The organism is Burkholderia sp. Ac-20349, from assembly GCF_017104865.1.
GTDB lineage: Bacteria > Pseudomonadota > Gammaproteobacteria > Burkholderiales > Burkholderiaceae > Burkholderia > Burkholderia aenigmatica.
In genome coordinates, this window is the sequence record NZ_JAAGPM010000143.1 from 1 (window position 1) to 19,569 (window position 19,569).

23 protein-coding genes are annotated in these 19,569 nt (G+C 65.5%); 9 read left to right on the top strand and 14 right to left on the bottom strand.

Annotation, left to right across the window (positions count from 1 at the left end):
- Both G3N61_RS31725 and G3N61_RS31730 read left to right on the top strand, forming a co-directional pair.
- Positions 1-713 (top strand): SDR family oxidoreductase (locus tag G3N61_RS31725; protein ID WP_277405126.1); only part of this gene is annotated, 713 nt, incomplete at its 5' end.
- 58 nt (positions 714-771) lie between these two features.
- Positions 772-1,680, top strand: a complete 909-nt coding sequence (locus G3N61_RS31730; protein WP_205824379.1) for an NAD-dependent epimerase/dehydratase family protein — start codon at positions 772-774, stop codon at positions 1,678-1,680.
- Between the two features lie 97 nt (positions 1,681-1,777).
- On the opposite strand, the gene G3N61_RS31735 is transcribed toward G3N61_RS31730, so the two are convergent.
- The 5 genes from G3N61_RS31735 to G3N61_RS31755 form a co-directional block, all read right to left on the bottom strand.
- Complete coding sequence (locus tag G3N61_RS31735; RefSeq protein WP_205824380.1) at positions 1,778-3,643, bottom strand: phosphoenolpyruvate carboxykinase (GTP); 1,866 nt, start codon at positions 3,641-3,643, stop codon at positions 1,778-1,780.
- A gap of 525 nt (positions 3,644-4,168) precedes the next feature.
- On the bottom strand, positions 4,169-4,945 hold the full coding sequence (locus tag G3N61_RS31740; protein WP_205824381.1) for a glucose 1-dehydrogenase: 777 nt from the start codon (positions 4,943-4,945) through the stop codon (positions 4,169-4,171).
- 109 nt (positions 4,946-5,054) lie between these two features.
- Positions 5,055-5,810 (bottom strand): SDR family oxidoreductase, encoded by a 756-nt coding sequence (locus G3N61_RS31745; protein ID WP_205824382.1) that lies wholly within the window; start codon positions 5,808-5,810, stop codon positions 5,055-5,057.
- A 9-nt stretch (positions 5,811-5,819) separates the two neighbouring features.
- Entirely contained in the window at positions 5,820-6,686 is an 867-nt protein-coding gene (locus tag G3N61_RS31750; RefSeq protein WP_205824383.1) for an SDR family NAD(P)-dependent oxidoreductase, read from the bottom strand.
- 50 nt (positions 6,687-6,736) lie between these two features.
- Positions 6,737-7,237 carry a nuclear transport factor 2 family protein gene (locus G3N61_RS31755; RefSeq protein WP_205824384.1) on the bottom strand — a complete coding sequence of 167 codons (501 nt, stop codon included), beginning with the start codon at positions 7,235-7,237 and terminating at the stop codon, positions 6,737-6,739.
- Between the two features lie 212 nt (positions 7,238-7,449).
- Between G3N61_RS31755 and G3N61_RS31760 the strand changes: the two genes are divergently transcribed.
- Together G3N61_RS31760 and G3N61_RS31765 are read left to right on the top strand one after the other, a co-directional pair.
- Positions 7,450-7,962: a nuclear transport factor 2 family protein gene (locus G3N61_RS31760; protein WP_205824385.1), complete on the top strand. Its 513-nt coding sequence runs from the start codon at positions 7,450-7,452 to the stop codon at positions 7,960-7,962.
- Positions 7,963-8,011: 49 nt separating this feature from the next.
- Positions 8,012-8,728, top strand: coding sequence for an EthD domain-containing protein (locus tag G3N61_RS31765; RefSeq protein WP_205824386.1), 717 nt, complete (start codon positions 8,012-8,014; stop codon positions 8,726-8,728).
- A gap of 88 nt (positions 8,729-8,816) precedes the next feature.
- Here the strand turns inward: G3N61_RS31765 and G3N61_RS31770 are convergent, their stop codons facing one another.
- Positions 8,817-9,182 carry a hypothetical protein gene (locus tag G3N61_RS31770; RefSeq protein ID WP_089452894.1) on the bottom strand — a complete coding sequence of 122 codons (366 nt, stop codon included), beginning with the start codon at positions 9,180-9,182 and terminating at the stop codon, positions 8,817-8,819.
- A gap of 19 nt (positions 9,183-9,201) precedes the next feature.
- On the bottom strand, positions 9,202-9,714 hold the full coding sequence (locus tag G3N61_RS31775) for an N-acetyltransferase (RefSeq protein WP_205824387.1): 513 nt from the start codon (positions 9,712-9,714) through the stop codon (positions 9,202-9,204).
- Positions 9,715-9,810: 96 nt separating this feature from the next.
- Between G3N61_RS31775 and G3N61_RS31780 the strand changes: the two genes are divergently transcribed.
- Positions 9,811-10,230: an NUDIX hydrolase gene (locus G3N61_RS31780; protein WP_043186685.1), complete on the top strand. Its 420-nt coding sequence runs from the start codon at positions 9,811-9,813 to the stop codon at positions 10,228-10,230.
- Between the two features lie 115 nt (positions 10,231-10,345).
- Here G3N61_RS31780 and G3N61_RS31785 read toward each other — a convergent pair whose 3' ends face one another.
- The 4 genes from G3N61_RS31785 to G3N61_RS31800 all read right to left on the bottom strand — a co-directional run bounded on the left by G3N61_RS31785 (position 10,346) and on the right by G3N61_RS31800 (position 14,362).
- Positions 10,346-11,242, bottom strand: coding sequence for an alpha/beta fold hydrolase (locus G3N61_RS31785; protein WP_089452892.1), 897 nt, complete (start codon positions 11,240-11,242; stop codon positions 10,346-10,348).
- A 134-nt stretch (positions 11,243-11,376) separates the two neighbouring features.
- Positions 11,377-12,297 (bottom strand): proline dehydrogenase family protein, encoded by a 921-nt coding sequence (locus G3N61_RS31790; RefSeq protein ID WP_205824388.1) that lies wholly within the window; start codon positions 12,295-12,297, stop codon positions 11,377-11,379.
- Positions 12,298-12,664: 367 nt separating this feature from the next.
- On the bottom strand, positions 12,665-13,558 hold the full coding sequence (locus tag G3N61_RS31795) for a hypothetical protein (protein WP_205824389.1): 894 nt from the start codon (positions 13,556-13,558) through the stop codon (positions 12,665-12,667).
- A 183-nt stretch (positions 13,559-13,741) separates the two neighbouring features.
- Positions 13,742-14,362: a TetR/AcrR family transcriptional regulator gene (locus tag G3N61_RS31800; RefSeq protein WP_205824390.1), complete on the bottom strand. Its 621-nt coding sequence runs from the start codon at positions 14,360-14,362 to the stop codon at positions 13,742-13,744.
- A gap of 456 nt (positions 14,363-14,818) precedes the next feature.
- On the opposite strand from G3N61_RS31800, the gene G3N61_RS31805 reads away from it, so the two are divergent.
- From G3N61_RS31805 to G3N61_RS31820, 4 genes are all read left to right on the top strand, one after another.
- On the top strand, positions 14,819-15,322 hold the full coding sequence (locus tag G3N61_RS31805; protein ID WP_205824391.1) for a YbaK/prolyl-tRNA synthetase associated domain-containing protein: 504 nt from the start codon (positions 14,819-14,821) through the stop codon (positions 15,320-15,322).
- Between the two features lie 62 nt (positions 15,323-15,384).
- Positions 15,385-16,023 (top strand): helix-turn-helix transcriptional regulator, encoded by a 639-nt coding sequence (locus tag G3N61_RS31810; protein WP_205824392.1) that lies wholly within the window; start codon positions 15,385-15,387, stop codon positions 16,021-16,023.
- Positions 16,024-16,084: 61 nt separating this feature from the next.
- Entirely contained in the window at positions 16,085-17,059 is a 975-nt protein-coding gene (locus tag G3N61_RS31815; protein WP_205824393.1) for a threo-3-hydroxy-L-aspartate ammonia-lyase, read from the top strand.
- Positions 17,060-17,176: 117 nt separating this feature from the next.
- The gene (locus G3N61_RS31820) at positions 17,177-17,425 is read left to right on the top strand and encodes a hypothetical protein (protein ID WP_089452885.1); all 249 of its coding nucleotides are present in this window, start codon (positions 17,177-17,179) and stop codon (positions 17,423-17,425) included.
- A gap of 33 nt (positions 17,426-17,458) precedes the next feature.
- Here the strand turns inward: G3N61_RS31820 and G3N61_RS31825 are convergent, their stop codons facing one another.
- The 3 genes from G3N61_RS31825 to G3N61_RS31835 form a co-directional block, all read right to left on the bottom strand.
- Complete coding sequence (locus G3N61_RS31825; RefSeq protein WP_089452884.1) at positions 17,459-18,283, bottom strand: SDR family NAD(P)-dependent oxidoreductase; 825 nt, start codon at positions 18,281-18,283, stop codon at positions 17,459-17,461.
- A gap of 5 nt (positions 18,284-18,288) precedes the next feature.
- Positions 18,289-19,164 (bottom strand): SDR family NAD(P)-dependent oxidoreductase, encoded by an 876-nt coding sequence (locus G3N61_RS31830; protein ID WP_089452883.1) that lies wholly within the window; start codon positions 19,162-19,164, stop codon positions 18,289-18,291.
- Positions 19,165-19,195: 31 nt separating this feature from the next.
- A partial coding sequence (locus G3N61_RS31835; RefSeq protein ID WP_205824394.1) for a zinc-binding dehydrogenase occupies positions 19,196-19,569 on the bottom strand: 374 nt, incomplete at its 5' end.

Consider the following 19,569-nt stretch of genomic DNA (forward strand, 5'->3'; position numbering starts at 1 on the left):
CGGGCGACCCGACCGCGGGCACCTTCATGGCCGGCTTCTTCCCGATCATGATGTTCGGCCTGCCGGCGGCATGTCTTGCGATGCTGCACGAAGCGCCGAAGGAGCGCCGCGCGATGGTCGGCGGCCTCGACGTGCTCGTCAACAATGTGGGCGATTTCCTGCAGATCGCGAAACCGTTCGACGACTGCACCGACGACGACATCGCTCGGCTGTTCGACGTGAATCTTCGCCAGGTCTTCATCGTCACGCGCGCGATGTTGCCGTTGCTGCGCAAGCGCGGTGCGGGCGGCAGCATCGTCGGCGTGTCGTCGATCGAAGGCTTCCGTGCGATTCCGAACTGCACCGTGTACGCGTCGTTCAAGGCCGCGCTGACCGGCTTCACGAAAAGTCTCTCCGTCGAACTCGGCCCGGCCGGCATTCGCGTGAACCAGATCGCGCCCGAAACCACCGAGACGCCGCAGGTGCCCGTCAGCGCCATGGTCGCGGCCGAGCATCGCGAGCACATTCCGCGCTGGATCCCGCTCGGGCGCTTCGGCGCGGCCGGCGATATCGCGGGCGCCGCGCTGTTCCTCGCGAGCCCGCTCGCCGCGTGGGTCACCGGCACGACGCTGCATGTCGACGGCGGCGCGCTCGCGGCGGCCGGCTGGTATCGCGACCCGAACGGCTTCTGGACCAACCTGCCCGTCGTCGCGGGCATCGGCTTCAACTTCTGAGCGGCACCGCTCGCCTGTTCATTTCACGCGGCGCGGTTGCGCCGCACCGGGAGACACCATGAAGATCCTGATCGTCGGCGGCACCGGCCTCATCGGCGGCCATGCCGCGCTGCACCTGCACGCGCAGGGCAACCCCGTCACGCTCGCCGCCCGCAAGCCGCCCGCGCCCGGCAGCGCGCTCGCGCAGTTCGACGTGCTGCTGCGTGACTACGTGGCCGGCAATTTCACGCGCGACGAGCTCGCGCCGTTCGATGCAGTGGTGTTCGCGGCCGGCAACGACATCCGCCACCTGCCGCCCGGCACCGACGAAGCCGCGCACTGGGAGCGCGCGAACGTCGACGCGGTGCCGCGCTTCTTCGCGCTCGCGCGCGATGCGGGCGTGAAACGCGCGGTGCTGGTCGGCAGCTTCTATCCGCAGGTCGCCCCGGCGCTCGTCGATACGGTGCCGTACGTGCGCTCGCGCCATCTCGCCGACGAACGCGTGCGTGCGCTCGCGACGCCGTCGTTCGCCGTCTGCAGCGTCAATGCGCCGTTCGTCGTCGGCTCGGTGCCGGGGCTGCGCAACGAGATGTTCGCGGCGTACACGGGCTATGCGCAAGGCCAGTTCGCGGGGCTGCCCGTGTTCGGGCCGGCCGGCGGCAGCAACTTCATCTCGACGCAATCGCTGTCGGAAGCGATCTGGGGGGCGCTGCAGCGCGGCGAAGCGGGCAAGGCCTACCTCGTCGGCGACGAGAACCTCAGCTTCGCCGACTACTTCGCGGCTTTCTTCCGCGCGGCCGGCAATCCGCAGGACGTGCCGTCGCTCGACCAGGAGCATCCGCTGCTGCCCGACATCGCGATCTACACGGGGCGCGGCAATGTCGTGTCGTACGAGCCCGATCCGGCCGACAGCGCGCTGCTGCGCTACCGGCGCGGCGACGTGCAGCGCGCGGTGAACGAAGTCGTCGCGCATTGCCGCGCGCAGTAAGCGAGCGGCGCGTGTGGGGCGCGGATGCAAAAACGTCCCGCCGCCGGCGATAAATGCCGGCGGCGGGACGTCAGGATGACTACGCGAATGCGAACCGTCAGGCGCCGATGCGCTCCGCGATCTTCTTCATCGTGTCGGTCATTTCGGCCGGCAGGCGCAGCTTCAGCGTATCGAACAACGCGGCATGCAGCTTCAGCTCCTCACGCCATTCGTCGGCGTTCATCGACGTCACCGCATCGAACTGCTCGCGCGTGAAATCGAGGCCATCCCAGTGCAGGTCCTCATACGCGGGCGACACGCCGAACGCATGATCGCCGCCACCGCCGGTGCCTTCGAGACGGTCGAGCATCCACTTCAGCACGCGCATGTTCTCGCCGAAGCCCGGCCACACGAACTTGCCGTTCGCATCCTTGCGGAACCAGTTCACGCAGTAGATCTTCGGCAGCTTCGCGCCCGCGCCTTCGAGCTGCTTGCCGAGCTTCAGCCAGTGCGCGAAATAATCGCTGACGTTGTAGCCACAGAACGGCAGCATCGCGAACGGATCGCGGCGCACGATGCCCTGCTGGCCGACCGCCGCGGCGGTCGTCTCCGAGCCCATCGTCGCGGCCATGTACACGCCTTCGACCCAGTCGCGCGCCTCGGTCACGAGCGGCACGGTCGTCGAACGGCGGCCGCCGAAGATGAACGCATCGATCGGCACGCCGGCCGGATTCTCCCAGTCGCCGTCGATCGACGGACACTGCGCGGCCGGCGCCGTGAAACGCGAATTCGGATGCGCAGCCTTGCGGCCCGTTTCCTTGCCGATTTCCGGCGTCCACGGGTTGCCCTGCCAGTCGGTCAGCTTCGCGGGCGGCGTGTCGGTCAGCCCTTCCCACCACACATCGCCGTCTTCCGTCAGCGCGACGTTCGTGAAGATCACGTTTTCGGTGAGCGTCGAGATTGCGTTCGGGTTGGTCTTCACGCCGGTGCCCGGTGCGACGCCGAAGAAGCCGGCTTCCGGGTTGATCGCATACAGTCGGCCGTCGGGGCCCGGTTTCAGCCATGCGATGTCGTCGCCGATCGTCGTGACCTTCCAGCCGTCGAAGCCCTGCGGCGGAATCAGCATCGCGAAGTTGGTCTTGCCGCACGCGGACGGGAATGCCGCCGCGACGTGATACTTCTTGCCGGCCGGCGACGTCACCCCGAGGATCAGCATGTGTTCGGCGAGCCAGCCCTGGTCGCGGCCCATCGTCGAGGCGATACGCAGCGCGAAGCACTTCTTGCCGAGCAGCGCGTTGCCGCCGTAGCCCGAACCGAAGCTCCAGATCTCGCGCGTTTCGGGGAAATGCACGATGTACTTGACCGGGTTGCACGGCCACGGCACGTCCTGCTGGCCGGCTTCCAGCGGATGGCCGACGCTGTGCACGCACGGCACGAAATCGCCGTCTTCGCCGAGCACGTCGTACACCTCGCGGCCCATGCGCGTCATGATCCGCATGTTCACCGCGACGTACGGGCTGTCCGACAGCTCGACGCCGACGTGCGCGATCGGCGAGCCGAGCGGGCCCATCGAAAACGGCACCACGTACAGCGTGCGGCCGCGCATCGAGCCGCGGAACAGCCCGTTGAGCGTCTCGCGCATTTCGGCGGGCTCGATCCAGTTGTTGGTCGGGCCGACGTCGTCGCGCGATGCCGCGCAGATGAACGTGCGGTCCTCGACGCGCGCGACGTCGGACGGATCGGATTGCGCGAGATACGAGTTCGGGCGCTTCGCCGGGTTCAGGCGCGTGAGCGTGCCCTGGTCGACCATCGCCTGGCACAGCGCATCGTTTTCTTCCTGCGAGCCGTCACACCACACGACGCGCTCGGGCTCCGTGAGCGCCGCGATGCGCGACACCCAGTCGATCAGCTTGCGATGTTTGACGAAAGCCGGCGGAGCGATCAGCGGGCCGTGTGTTGCCTCGGCCATAGTGTTTTGCGACATGAGGATGTCTCCAGATTATTGGGCGGGGATGGGGGATGCGGGACGAGCCCGCGAGATGGGGTATGCGATTGGAGCGCAGGATGCGGCGGCGCGCAGGACGGGACGCGCGAGCGGAGCGCGCGTCGATGCCGCGATGCGAGCGAGAGAAGGTGATGTCTCTTTAGTAATTGCGAACGCGAGTTTCGCCATACAAGCAACCTGCCGTACAACTCCATGACGGCCAGCATACCATCGCCGTTATTCGGCAAACGTTGCGTTGCAACAAGAAACAACTATGTCGGCGAGCCGGCACGCCGGTTGCCTGTGAGTCCTTTTTACAGCGCCATTGCGCGCGCTTTGGGGACGAAATGTCCGGAACGGCCGCCCGGCAAGGGTTTTGCGGGAGCGGCAAAATCGGCCTGCCGCTCCCGCGCATGGCAACCGCGAGAGCAAGTCGCGCGAATTCGCGTTTTCGCTACTGCGGGAAACCCCGAATTAGGTTGCGTACACAAACATCTGACGTGACCGCGCGGCAAGCGCCCCTGCTCAAAACGGTGCGCCCGGCAATCCGGGGTAATACGCGCCCGCTGCCATCCCGCCGTCGACGGCCAGTTCGGCGCCGTTGCAGTACGACGCTTCGTCGCTCGCGAGGAACAGCGTCGCGCGGGCGATCTCGTCGGGCAGGCCGACGCGTTGCAGCGGCACGTTCGCATAGTGCTTGTTGATTTCCTCGAGCGGCGCGCCGGTCGGGTTCGACATCGCGGTGTTCACGCCGCCCGGATGGATCGAATTCACGCGCACGCCCTGATGGCCGAGTTCGAGCGCCGCGACCTTCGTCAGTCCGCGCACGCCCCACTTGCTCGACACATACGCGGCCAGCGCGTTCACACCGCGCAGCCCGTCCACCGACGAGATGTTGACGATCGACCCGCTCTTCTGCGCGATCATGCGCGGCGCGACCGTGCGGATCCCGATGAAGGTCCCGACGAGATTGATCGACACCGCGCGCTCGAAATCGCGTGTCGACAGCTCGGTGATGCCGCCAAAGGTCAGCACGGCCGCATTGTTGACCAGCACGTCGATACGGCCAAACTGTTCCATCGTTGCTTCGGTTACGCGCACCCAGCTCGCTTCGTCGGCGACGTCGAGCCGCATGAAGCGCGCCGCGTCGCCAAGCTCGCGCGCGAGCGCTTCGCCTTCCGCGTCGAGCACATCGCCGATCACGACGCGCGCGCCCTCCGCGACGAACAGCCTGCACGTCGCCGCGCCCATGCCACGCGCACCGCCCGTGACGATCGCTACCTTTCCTTCCAGTCGACCCATGTCGTCCTCTCTTCGATTCCGGTTTGCCGGCTGCCACGCGCCTGCGTGCGCGCGCGTGCCGGATCGTGATTGGCACGCGGCGAGCGCCGCGCGCCGTCGGCCATTGCGATCAGCCCCAGTAAGCCTGCCCGCCGTCGAGCGGCAGCGTCGCGCCCGTCAGGTACGCGGCATCGCGGCTCGCCAGAAACACGATCGCGCGCCCGATGTCCTGCTCGCAGTCGCCGACGCGGCCGAGCGGAATCGTGCGGAAGAACGCAGCGGCTTCCTGCGGATTCGCGTCGACCCAGCCTTTCAGGCCCGGCGACAACGCGTGTGGCGCGACCGCGTTCACGCGGATGCCATCCACGCCCCATTCGCAGGCGGCCGCGCGCGTCAGTGCGCGAATCGCCTCCTTGGTCGCGGCGTATGCGCCGTAACCCGACGCATCCCAGCGCACCGCGGCCGACGATGCGAAATTGACGATCACGCCGTCGCCCTTCAGATGCGGATGGCACGCGCGCATCATCCGCAGCGTCGCAATCGGCCCCGATTCGAGCCCCGCCATAAAATCCGCGTCGGTCACGTCGAGCAGGCGGCCGAGCGGCACGACCTGCGCGTTGTTGATCAGGATCTGCACACCGCCGAACCGCGCGACGACGCTGTCGACGCACTGCGCGATCTGCGCGGCGTCCATCACGTCGCACACGAACGGCTCGGCCACGCCGCCGCGCGCGCGGATCGCTTCGCAGGTCGCGAGCAGCTTGTCGTGGGTACGGCCGACCACCGCGACGTGCGCGCCTTCCGCCGCGAGCGCATGCGCGACGCCCTGGCCGACGCCCTGCCCCGCACCCGTCACGAGTGCGACCTTGCGTTTCAGGATGCCCATGCGCGCACCTCAGGCGACGATCGCCGGATGCGCCTGCACGGGCCCGCCGAGCAGTTCGCGGTACGACGGCGGCTGCTTGCCGTCGAGATCGGCAATGCCGTACCGCAGCGCGGCTTCCGCGCCGACGAGCACCTGCCCCGACAGCGCCATGCGCTGCGGGTCGCCGTGGATCGCGTGAATCACGCGGCCCGTGAATTCGGGGCTTTCCGCGACGAGCGAGAATTCCTTGTACAGATCCGGGTGTTCTTCCCACACGCGCGTCGTGCGCTCGGTGCGCAGCGGGCCCATCCAGATCGACACGGCCGCGACGTCGAACGGCTTCAGGTCGACGGCCATGTCCTTCGCGAACTTGTCGACACCGGACTTCTGCGCACCGTAGGCCGCGCCGTGCATGTAGCAGCTCGCGCCGAACGACGACGTGAACGCGATCAGCCCGCTGCGGCGCTTCGCCATCAGCGACGCCGCGTGCCAGCTCGCGACGTACGCCGAGCGCAGCCCGACATCGAGGATGTTGACGAGGTCGAGCGACTTCTCCCAGAACGGGCCCGGCAGGATCAGTTGATCGTGCAGGTAGGTCGCGTTGTTGACGAGAAGGTCGAGCCGCCCGCGTTCGCTTTCGACGCGCTCGAACAACGCCTTCACCTGCGCATCGTCCGCATGGTCGCAGGCCACCGCGATGCCGCGGCCGCCGAGCGCGTCGATCTCGCGCGCGGTCTCGTGGATCGTGCCGGGCAGCGGCGCATCGCCTTCGTTCTGCGAACGGCCCGTGACATAGACGGTCATGCCGGCCGCGCCGAGCGCACGCGCGATGCCCTTGCCCGCGCCGCGCGATGCGCCCGTCACGACGGCGACCGGCGCATCGTGGTTCTGTGTCATGTTCGATGTCTCCTGTTGAATGTGTGCCATGAGCGTGGCGCTGGCGTGCGTCAGGCGGCCGGCGGCTGCGCGCCCGCGAACAGCACGCCCGGTGCATCGCCTTCGTAGCGGGCCGTCAGTGTCGACGTAACGACGCAGCGCGTGCCCGCGATCTTCCATTCGCCGTCGACCTTCCGGTATTCGTCGTCGTAGTACGCGCCGAGCTGCGTGAGCGTGCGCGCGTTCGTGTCGATCATCTGGTAGTGCAGGCCCCACGTGCCGCGTGCATGCGTGTCGTCGAGCACGGCGATCTCGGGATTCACGCCGTGGTGCATCTCGACGATGTGCGGATGGCAGCCGAGTCGTGCGAATACGTCGACGAGCGCGTCGCGCGTGTCGAACGTGCCGATCTGGCCATAGTCGATATGCACGTGGCCGGGGACGAAGCAGTCACGCATCCCCTGCGGATCCTTGCGGTCGCAGCACGTGAAGTAGCGCGCCTTCAGCCGGCGGATCGCGTCGGCATCCTCGAGCCGGCGCACGCGCGCTTCCAGCGATTCGATGAGGGTCATCCCGTCTCCTTGTTCGGTGCCGATGCGGTTCGAACGCCGCGTCGATGCCACGTTACCGCCGCGCGACGCACCGGCCATCACCCGTTCGGATGAAATCCGTGATTCGTTTCGGCAGCGCCGTTTGCGTGCGGCAACGGCGTTCGTCCGAACAGACGATGTGATGCACCGGGCTTCGTTCCTACCATCGAACGACACCACCACGAGACCCGGCGATGGACGACACGACCCGCACGCTCCATGAGTACGAGCAGATCCGACAGCTGAAGTACCGGTATTTCCGCGCGGTCGACACGCACGACTGGGCGCTGCTCGCGGATTGCCTGACCGACGACTGCGAAGCACGGCTGTACGGTGGCCGCTACGCGTACGACGGCCGCGATGCGTTCGTGTCGAGCCTGCGCGAACTGATCGGCAAGCCGACCTTCCTGACGATGCATCACGGCCATCACCCGGAGCTCACGCTGGTCTCGGCCGATCACGCGTGCGGCGTGTGGTTTCTCGAGGATCACGCGATCAATATTGAGGATAACTACCTGCTTCACGGCACTGCGTTCTACGACGACCAGTACGTGAAACGCGACGGCGTGTGGCGCATTCACGCGACGCGTCATGAACGGCTGTTCGAAACCGTCACGTCGCCGATCCCGCCGTCGTTCACGCTGACCGCGAACCGGTTCGCGCCGGGCGCGTACCAAGCGTCCGAAACGCCTGAAGCCGCTTCCTGAACCCCGGCGGCAGCGCCGCCGATCCCGTCATTCCCCTGGAGCCGAAGCAATGGAGAAAGTCATTTACGTGTTGTGGCGCGATTCGCAGGCCGCATCCGATCAATGGAGCCGCACGGTGCGCGCGCAGCTCGCCGACAAGTTGCTGTCGCTCGGTGCGCACGGCGTACAAGTGAACGTCGCCGACGCGGAGGTCGCGCCGGCCGCCGGCCTGAAGCAGACCAACACGCATCCGGGCATCGACGGCATCGTCGCGGTGTGGATCGACAGTGCGAACGCGATGTTCCGCCAGCCGTTCGACGATGCGGTGCGCGCGGTCGTCCCGCACATGGCTGCGTATCTGGTTACCGAGTCGCAGCCGATTCCGAATACGCGCTTTCCGGCGCGTCCGGGCGAGCGGACCACGGGCTTCTCGCAGCTCGCGTTCCTGAAACGGCCGCCGCGCCTCACGCATGAAGCATGGCTCGACGTGTGGCACGGGCATCACACGCGCGTCGCGATCGAGACGCAGGACAATTTCCTGTACGTGCAGAACGTCGTCGTGCGCGCGCTCACGCATGCGGCACCCGGCTACGACGCGATCGTCGAGGAGTGCTTCCCCGCTTCAGCGATGACCGATCCGCATGCGTTCTTCGATGCGGTGGGCGATGACGAGAAATTCCAGCGCAATGTGGCCGAGATGATGGACAGCTGCGGGCGCTTCATCGACTTCGACAAGATCGATGTGATGCCGACGAGTCAGTATGTCGTGAAGGCTGTGCGGGGATAAGCCCAGGCGATCGCGCGGCGCGATCCTTGATGGTTACCGGGAGCAGTCGTTCGGCATCGTTGCGACGGCTTTCCCGGATCCCTTCAACTCACGCGAACCTGCCGAAATCCACTTCTTCCTTGACGAACTTTCCCGTCGACAGGAGTGCGCTTTCGATGTCCGAGATGATCGACGCGTTGTGGATCGTCGCGGTGACGAACAGCGCCCAGATATCGTCGTCTATTTCGTAGTGACCCCGCGCATATGTCCAATAGCTGAAGTAGCGATCCTGGGACAAGGCGACCACAGGGTCATCGAGGCCATCCGGATGCGGGACCTGGACAGCGTGCAACGCATCCTGCAGGATCGCCGCGACATTTGGAAAATCCACTGCGCGATGGTCGTCGAGTACCTCGACCAGAAGATCGCTGCCGTGAAATACCGGTCGGACGCGGAATCGAATCGGGTTTGTCATGGTTCGTTCAAGCGATGGGTCAGCCCCTTGCGACCATGATCTTGTTCTCGTGCCGGATCCTGTCAAGCTCGAAGTACGCTATCCCCTCCTGCGTCATTCCACGGGAATGGTAGAAAGCGATTGCCTTCTCATTCTGCGAGTTGACGCTGAGCCAGAATGAGCGATTTCCGGTTCTTTCCTCTGCCACGCCGCTCGCATGAGTCAGCAGTGAAGATCCGATTCCACGGCCGGCAAAAGACGGCTGGATGTAGAGCGTTTCAATCTCGACGGGAATGTCCGCGTGGTGCGAACCCAGGCGGATGACGATGTATCCGGCAAGATTTCCGTCTGCCTCGGCAACCAGCAGATCGACGCCGGGATCGTTCACCAGCGTCAGGATCCGTTCGCTCGTAAAGGTGCTCAGCACGTACTGTGCAATGACCTCGGACACGCCCGCCGCTGCATAGGTATGCACCCACACATGCGCGCCAAGCACGGCAATTCGCGCGGCGTCTTCCCGCCTCGCGGTTCTGATCGACAACATCGCGTTCATTTCGTTCTTTCCGCAGAGAATGGCCGAAACCGGGCTGTACGCATGGATACCCGAGAATCTACACTGACAATCCCGCTTCCACGATACGGATCATGCATGGAATCGCTTGCCCCCTTCAGTGGTTCGAAGATCGCGCTTTTCAAAGACCGGGAAATCCTCGTCTATCGACGCGACGACAAACCCGACATACCGTTTCCCGGTCTGTGGGATCTGCCCGGTGGAGGCCGGGAAGGCAACGAGACGCCCGAAGCGTGCGCGTTGCGTGAACTCCATGAGGAATTCGGACTGACGATACCGGGTAGCCGGATCGGTTGGTCCCGGGTCTATCCGTCGACCCGGCCAGACCGCCTGCCACACTGGTTCTTCGCCAGCTGGCTGAGCGATGCGGAAATCGCCGCGATCCGTTTCGGCAACGAAGGCCAGGAATGGACGCTGATGGATGTCGACGCGTATCTGCGGCTCACCGATGCGATCACGCATTTGCAGGCGCGCGTTTCGGATTATCTGCGGCGTTGACGGTGCACGATTTCCGGCGATTGGCGTTTGTCCATTGAGTGTCGCATGCTGGCCGACGCCTGCTCGATGCGTTCGACCGACAGACGCACCAGACTCGACCGGGACTAGCGCCGGCTCACTGTCGATGCTGCACGAACGCCGAAATCGCCGCCACGACGCCATCTGCCAGCGGCAGATCCGGGGCCGAATAAGCGGCGAGGTTGTCTTGCCGCGCCGACGTGCGGACCGTCTTGAGCACATGATTGGCGTCGGCGATCAGCGCCATTTCGGCCTGCGGATTGGCCTCCTTCAGACGTTCCGCGTCCTGTACCGCAACCTGGATATCCCGCGTTCCCTGCACGATCAGCACGGGCTTCGTATAACCGGCCAGCAGCGCTGCCGGATCGATGGTCAATTCGCTCATCAGGAAGCGCTGGACTTGCGGTCTGAACAACGGCATGAGTGCTGGATCGATCCCGGCTGCGTCTACCCGTTTCCCGGCTTCCAGCGATTCGAGGATCGACAGTGCATTTTCGAGGATTGGCGCATTGGCCGGGTTCGATTGCAGTTGCTCCCTCAATACGGGCGCGAGCGGGCGTCCCGCCGTGGATACCAGGATCAGGCCGGCAATCTCGGCCATTTGCCTTGCCGCCAGCAACGCCACCAATCCGCCCTCGCTATGCCCCAACACCCATACGCAGGAAGCGCCGGTCTGCGCACGGATCGCGGCTACCCACGAACGGACATCGGCCGCGTACGCATCGATCGTGACGTCATCGGCATCCGGTGTCGCCGACGCGCTGCCAAACAGGCCGCGCTTGTCGATTCGAACCGACGCGATACCTTCATCGAGCAATCCTTCCGCGAGCAATCGGTAGGTCGACGCCTGCACCCAGTGCGGTGAGTTGCCATTCCTGTCAGTCGCGCCGGAGCCTGGTACGATCAACACCACCGGGGCGTCACCGGTGTCCGGAGACAAGAGCGTGCCTTTCAGCGGGCCGGCTGGGCCCGGTGCTTCGATTTCTGTCTGCATGGTTTGTCAAGAACCTCTCGAATGAAGTGCGATAGCCATTGCGAATGGCGTATCGCTTGACGGGCATCCTGGATCTCCATACAAGCGGGACCACCGACCTGGCTGGTCCCAACCTGTCGATCGTGCCGCGGTGGCTAACGCATCCGATCGTTACGTATCATCGCGGCCAGAATATATCCGGCGATTCTCGGATTCTCCTTGATTCGCCGCGTGCTGTAGCCGTACCAGTCCTGGCCGTACGGCACATAGACGCGCACATTGAATCCTTGCGCAAGCAGCGCGTCACGCGCCGGTTCGCACACACCGAGCAACATCTGGAATTCGAACCTCGACCTGTCGATCCGCTCGCGTTGCAGCCAGCCGGTCAGCGCATCGATCAACTGTGCATCGTGGGTGGCAATGCCCACGAACGATCCCGCCTGTATTGCAGTCGAAACGTGCCGGACGAAGTGCGCATTGATCGCCGCCCGATCCCTTGACGCACCGTCGACGAGGTGCTCGCTCGCCTCCGCATAAATCCCCTTGCAGATACGCATGCGGCTTTTACGCGCAAGCAGTGGCACGATGTCATCGCTCGTGCGTTTCAAATACGCCTGCAGTGCGACGCCGATCGCATGGCCTTCGGCTTCGAACGTCGAGAACGCATCGAGCGTTTTCCGGGTGCAGCGGATGTCTTCCATGTCAATGCAAGCGCTGATCCCGTGCGCGGCCGCCGATCGCAGTATCGCCGAGACGCGCGCCAGGCATGCGGCTTCGTCGAGATGCAATCCGAGTGCAGTCAGTTTGATCGACAGCTCGGCGGGTTCATGCGCTGAACCGAGTGCATCGATGAGATCGAGATAATCGCACGTCATCGACTCTGCCTGTTCAGGCGATGACGCCGTCTCGCCCAACACATCGACGGTGGTTCGGAAGCCTGCTGCATGGAGCGCCTGGATGCGCGTACGCGCATCGCAAAGCGTTTCGCCGGCGATATAGCGGCGGGAGATCCTGCGGATCAGCGAACGGGGAACGAGCGGGATGGCGTGAGCCGCCATCGTATTGAAAATACGCATGTTGTGGTCTCTGGAAAACGCAGTCGCACGAATACAGACACGATCAGTCAATTCGAACGACATCGCCGGACTGTTGTTCAGCACAGTCCGGGACGAATACCCAGGCCGATGCAATGACTGCATCGCCGCTGGTTTTCAGTGCGTTTTCGAGGGAGGCCAGGCAGCTGCGTACATGATTCGAGTGGGATCTGTTGCGGTTCGCTACGGGTGGGTCAATGCCGGCTTTCGGCCATGTCACTCAGGTATCGCGAATCGTAGCACGAGCACACGAACAGCGGACGTGAGCCGAACCGAAGGCGGTCAATCGTTTCGTCCGCCACGAGCCGCACGCTGCGTGCGGCAGTTTCATCCGATCCTGAGTGGCATTTCAGTGCCCGTCACCGGCGAATCGACGCGGCTGATAAGTCTTCCCGTTCCAGGTAAACCGCGCGGATTTGCCCGACGCGGCCTTGCCCTTCGGACGCACAACGAGGTCGTAATGCCCGTTGGTCATGTGAGGGCTGAACGACAGCACGTAGTGAGCCTCCGTCGTGTTTTCCGCAGCGCACGCGTCCTGCTGTGCGTCGCCCGGATTTTTGCCTTTGCCCGCCTTCTCCGCGACACACTCCGCAGCCGCGTCCTTGTCATAGGTCGACCAGTCGGTCATTGCGGTGAAGATGGGTATCACACGAGCATCGGCATAGCGATACAGGCTCAGCATCTCGGTCGAATCGCTATGCGCGGTCGATGTGTAGTTATTGTTGAAGCGAACGCCAAAGGCGGTTTCCTGCGCATTGATCCGGTACGGAATCACATCCATGGTCAGGGATGGGTTCCACAACAGCGGCGACGTATCGACGTGCTCGCTTCTATCGCTTGCGAGCAGGTGGAACCCTTGCCCGTCACGGGTCAGGACACCCGTCCACAACTCCGCGTCGACGTTCTCGGTCGAGCGCTGTACCAACGCGGCCACGACCCACAGCGGCCCGGACGCCGATGGCCCATGTGCCCACGGCGACAGCGCGACACCCTGAACGCTATCCGACGGCGCCGGATCGTTGCCCATCAAGGTATGCAACGCAGCTTGCTGCTGCTCGTCGTCACTCACGTCGCTCGCGGCAAACGTGCCATGCGCAACCAACGCCAGGGCGAGCGTCAGTACCGTTTGCGCGTAAGAGCGGCGTTTCCTGCTTTTTCTGTCGCCCGCGCATTGCAGCTTCGGGGACGATTCTGCTCCGCACGCTTCCTGCATGCCGCTCAACATGGCTTGTGGACTCCACATGGATATATTTTCCGACCGGATTCAAGGATGGTAACGACATCTTGCATGCAGCCATGCCGGACAAGCGCATCGCCGCTCATTGGCTGGCTGCCCGCCCGGACCTGACGACCCGGCCATTGACCACGCGTATCGCCCAGAAGGTACCCAGGCCGGATTGACGCCGAGCCACCGCGGCAATTCAACTCACGGCGCGTTGGCCAAAGCCAGAATGGCCTTCACCGCATCGTCCTCGATTCCCTTGAGGTCCGACGGGAACCGATTCCTTTGCGGGATCAACACGATGAGCCCCTCGATCTGTGCGGTAACCAGTGCGGCTCGCCGGGCGAGCGCTGCCCGCGACAGCGTCGGGTTCACGGCTTCGATGAATCCGGCGATCACGCCCCGTTGAAACCCGTATCCCTCTTCAAGCATTTTTCGTGCGAATTCCTGGGTCTGGGCCAGTGCCCAGAAATTCGCGAACAGGCTTTGGTTCTTGGGCCGCTTGCTGTCTTCGAGCAAGAGCCTGACCACTTTCTCCAGCCGGCCCTCGGGTGTCAGGGAGGCATCCTCCCGCACGCTCTCGTACGTATTGGCGTACACGTTCCTCGTCTCGGCAAGGATCGCCTCGAAGATGTCTTCGCGGGTGGGGAAATAGTGTTGCAGGTTCGACAGCGTCAATCCCGCTTTTGTCGCGACCTTCCGCATGGTCAGCCCACCGTAGCCCTCGACGACGAAGATCTCGAGCGCACTGGCCATAATTTTGTTCACTGCGTTCTTGCCGCGTTCGGTCAAGACGCGCCCGTTATCGAGAGCCGCCCTCTTCAAGAATTCCTCCTGCTGCGCGATGAGCGAATGCCCGGGCGATGATGCCGGTGACGCGTCGTCGCCGCCGATGCCGGCCGCATATCGACTGCATCGAGCGGGGATATGGGTCGGTCGACCGGATTTTGCAAAACATCGATACCTGACATTGGGTCGTGCCGGTTCCACTGCTGGGGCCGAAAGGCCGAACCAGACGGCGACATTCTACGCAGGTTTGGAAATCCGGGGAGCGGCGCCAATATCGATTGGCGAGCGTATACAGGACTTGCTCGACACCCGTCACGAAATGGGTCGAGTGACACATTTTCGTCGATGCGCCCGAACGCCCTCCACGCCCCGGCCTCCCCTTTCCCACACCCATGACAAAACGTCTATAATTGGACAATCCATCGACCGGCGCACTGAAGCATTCGCCCCCGAGTGCGCCTCGATCCCCTGGCCCCACCTGCCCGGAGCGACATGAGCGACTACCCCGTTTTCGACACGCTTTGCGATCTGCTGAACACGTCCGGCGCGCGGTTCCGCGTGCTGGAGCATCCGGCCGAAGGCAAATCCGACGCGATCGCCGCGCTGCGCGGCACACGCCCCGAACAGGGCGCGAAGGCGATGCTGTGCACGTTCAAGGATGGCGGCGACAGCACCGCGCTCGCAGTGATTCCCGGCCACCTGAAGATCGATTTCCGCAAGGTTGCCGATGCGGTCGGCCGCCGCAAGGCCACACTCGCGTCGCCCGATCTTGCGGCCGCCGTCACGCGCTGCGTGATGGGCGCCGTGCCGCCGTTCGCGTTCGACCCCAGCGTGACGCTCGTCGTCGATCCCGCACTGGTCGAACGCAACGCCGAGATCGCCTTCAACGCGGGCCGCCTCGACCGCTCCGTCGTGCTCGACGCGGCCGACTACGTGCGGATCGCGCAGCCGCTGCTCGCCGACATCACCCGGCCGGAAACCGCGGACGGCGCATAACACGCCGGTTGCCCCGTTCCCGACGCCATCGCACCGATCCGAAACCTGAACGCGAAACCATCATGACCACCACCCGGAAAAAAGCGCTGTCCGAGCAGGCCTCGCTGATCGAACAGGTGCTGCGCATTGCCGAAGGGCTCGGCGCGATGTTCGCGCCGTTCACCGAGGTCGTGGTTCACGACCTGCGCACGCCGAAGCACTCGATTCTCGCGATCCACAACAACCTGTCCGGGCGCGCGGTCGGCGATCCCGCGACCGAGCTCGGCCTCGCGCGCATCGCGGACGACGATTTCCCGCAAGTGCTCGCGAACTACCCGAACCGCTTCGCCGACGGCCGCACCGCGAAAAGCACGTCGATCGGCATCAAGGATTCGACCGGCCGCTATGTGGCCGCGCTGTGCCTGAATGCCGACGTCACGCTGTTCCGCGGCTTCCAGGGCATGCTGAACCAGTTCTGCAGCACGGACGGCGAAGCCATCGCCGAAACGCTCGACCCCGCCGGCGCGGACGCGATCCGGCAACGCATCGACGCATTCGCGATGCGTCTCGCGACGACGCCGCGCGAACTGAAGACCGACCAGCGCCGCGAGCTGATGCAGACGCTGAAGGTCGACGGCTTCCTCCAAGTGCGCCGCGCGATGGAGATCGTGTCGCAGCATCTCGGCGTCTCGCGCGCGACCGTCTACAACGATGCGAAATGACGCAAGCGCGTGGCACGCGCTGCTTTCCCGCTGAACGATTTCAACGACCATCGAGCAAGCCATGAACTCTCCGACTCTCCCCACCTACGACGATGTTGCCGCCGCCGCGGCCCGCCTCGAAGGCCATGCGCACCGCACGCCGGTGATGACGTCGCGCACGATCGACGAAGCGCTCGGCGCGCAGGTGTTCTTCAAGTGCGAGAACCTGCAGCGCATGGGCGCATTCAAGTTCCGCGGCGCGTTCAACGCGCTGTCGCGCTTCGACGCGGAGCAGCGCCGCAACGGCGTCGTCGCGTTCTCGTCCGGCAACCATGCGCAGGCGATCGCGTTGTCGGCGCGCATGCTCGGCATTCCCGCGACGATCGTGATGCCGCAGGATGCGCCAGCCGCGAAGATGGCCGCGACGCGCGGCTACGGCGGCAAGGTCGTGACCTACGACCGCTACACCGAGGATCGCGAGCAGATCGGCCGCGATCTCGCGGCGCAACACGGGCTCACGCTGATCCCGCCCTACGATCACCCGGACGTGATCGCCGGCCAGGGCACGGCGGCCAAGGAACTGTTCGACGAAGTCGGCCCGCTCGACGCGGTATTCGCGCCGCTCGGCGGCGGCGGGCTGCTGTCGGGCACCGCGCTCGCCACGCGCGCGCTGTCGCCGCACGCGACGCTTTACGGTGTCGAACCGGAAGCCGGCAACGACGGCCAGCAATCGTTCCGTTCCGGCGCGATCGTGCATATCGACACGCCGCGCACGATTGCCGACGGTGCGCAGACGCAGCACCTCGGCAACCTGACGTTCCCGATCATCCGCCGCGACGTCGACGACATCCTGACCGCGACGGACGCGGAACTGGTCGACTGCATGCGCTTCTTCGCGACTCGTATGAAGATTGTGGTCGAGCCGACCGGCTGCCTGTCGTTCGCCGCCGCGCGACGGATGAAGGACGCGCTGCAGGGCAAGCGCGTCGGCGTGGTGATCAGCGGCGGCAACGTCGATCTCGAGACCTTCTGCGCGCTGGTATCGGCATCCGCATGAACATCGCGGCGCGCATGAATATTCCGTCATACGCGCCGCACCGTTCCTTCACGCCGCGTTAAGTTTCGCGCCCTAGACTGATTAGGTTGTCCCTCAGTCAGTCGTGAAGGAGCCACCATGAAAACGCACGCGATCGTCGCCGCCGCCCTGGCGGCTGCTTCCCTGTCGGCGTTCGCTCAACCGGGCGTGACGTCATCCGGTTTTCCCGCCGCATCGCCCCATGACACCGTCGCGCAGGCGACGCACCGCTCGCCCGGCGCACTGCCGCACGCGGGCTTCGTGCTCGCGAAGATCGATCAGAACAATACGCCCCCCGATCGCGGCGGCGACCCGAGCGGCCACACGCACACCGGCACGCACATGTGACGGCGCGCCGGGCGCGGCCGTCGCGCCTGGCCCTCAGAACGACGGCAGCGACGGATCGCGGGCGGCGAGGATGTCGTCGGTGCGCCGCTGCAGCGCGCCGTCGATCGTCTCCGGTTGCGGAATCAACCAGTAGCGCCCTGCGCGGATGCCGTCGAACACCCGTTCGGCGAACGCGTCGGGCGTGAGCCCGTGCGCGTTCAGCATCGAGCGCATCGTATCGACGAAGCCGCGCACCTCGGGCCGGTCGTGCGCCGCGCCGAACGGGTCGTTGAAGATGCCCGACTGCACGGGGCCCGGCGCGAGCAACGACACGCCGACCGGCGCGCCCAGCATCTTCAGTTCTCCGTACAACGATTCGGTCAGCGCGACCACCGCAAATTTCGTCGCCGAATAAGGCGACATCAGCGGGCTCGGCAGGAACCCGCCGACCGATGCGGTATTCACGACACGCGCCGGCACGTTGCGTTCGAGCATCCGCGGCACGAAGCTGCGGATCCCGTTCAGCACGCCGTGCACGTTGATCGCGAAGCTGCGCTCGAAGCGTTCCGGCGTGATTTCCCAACTGAAGCCGGTCGCCATCACGCCCGCGTTGTTGAACAGCAGGTCGACGCCGCCGAAGCGCTGCCACGCGGCTTCCGCCAGCGCGTCGACGGCTTCCGGCCGGCTGACGTCGGTCGGCACGCAGAGCACGTCGGTGTCGAGCGTCGCCGCGAATGCGTCGAGCTTCGCCGAGTCGAGATCGGCCAGCACGACGCGCATGCCGAGCCCGGCAGCGTGGCGCGCGAGCCCGCTGCCGATGCCGCTGGCCGCGCCGGTGATCACGGCGGTGCCGCCATCGAAGCGAATCGAATTCGTCATATCAATCAGTGTCCTGTCGGGTCGATGTGGGGATGCGCATACGCGGGAATCACTGGCGGCGGCAGCACCGTGCGGCCGTCGAGCGAGCGCACCGCGAGCTGCTGCGCGAGCGGGAAATGCAGGCTGTGCGTGACGAGGCCCGTGCGGTCGCGCGCCGGCAGGCTGCACAGCGCGAGCGCGGTTTCGGCGAGATACGCGACGTCCTCGGTCGGATAGCCTTCGGGGATGTAGCGCGCGGCGCCCGGCGTGCGGATCGCCGTGCTCGGCGCGACGAGATTCACCGCGATGCCGTCAGCCTCGAGTTCGGCCGCGAGCCCCTGCGTGAAGCGCGACAGTGCCGCCTTCACCGCCGCATAGACGGTCACGCCGCCCGCACGCGAGAAATCGTCGAACGGCCGCAGCGGCGGCAGCGCCGTCACCGAGCCGACGTTCACGATCCAGCCGGCGCCGCGTGCGCGCATCAGCGGGATCGCGGCCTGCGCCAGCGCGAACGGGATGCGCAGATAGTGTTCGACCGTCGTGTCGAACATCGTCATCGGCATCGCGTCGACGCAGGCGTAGTCGGCCACGCCCGCGTTGTTGACGAGGATGTCGAGGCCGCCGGCCGCCTGCGCCGCGCGCCCGACGAGCGCATCGCGCTCGGCCGCGTTCGACAGGTCGGCCGCAAGCGCGATCGCGCGGCCGCCGGCCTGCTCGATCAACGCCACCGTTTCGGCGAGCGTGCCGGCGGTTGTGGCCGATTGCGTCAGGCTGCGCGCCGTCACGACGACGGTCGCGCCTTCGGATGCGAGGCGCTGCGCGATCGCGCGGCCAATGCCGCGGCTTGCGCCCGTCACGAGCGCGCACTTGCCGGCCAGTACGCCGGTTCGGGTATCGGTCATCGTTGTCTCCTGTGAGGTGCGTGCGGGCCGCTCAGCGGGCGATATCCGCAACATGAAGCACCAGCTTCGTTCTCGCCTCGCCCGTTTGAACGAGATCGAGTGCGCGGGCCGCCTGTTCGAGCGGGAAACGGTCGAAACGCGGCACGCGCAGTGCGCGCTTGTCGAGCTGCTCCGCGATCCGGGCGAGCGTGCCGCCGCTCGGCATCCGGCTATAGGTCATCGCGGTGCGCAGGCCGCGCCGGGCGGCTTCGGCGGCCGTCGCGGCCAGCCGTTCCGCATCGCCGGCCGCGAGCGTCATGATGGTCACCAGCGTGCCGCCCGGTGCCAGCAGGTCGAGCGCATCGGGCAGCGTGTCGCCGCCGACCGCGTCGAGCACGAGGTCGACACCGCCGAGCGCCCACGCGC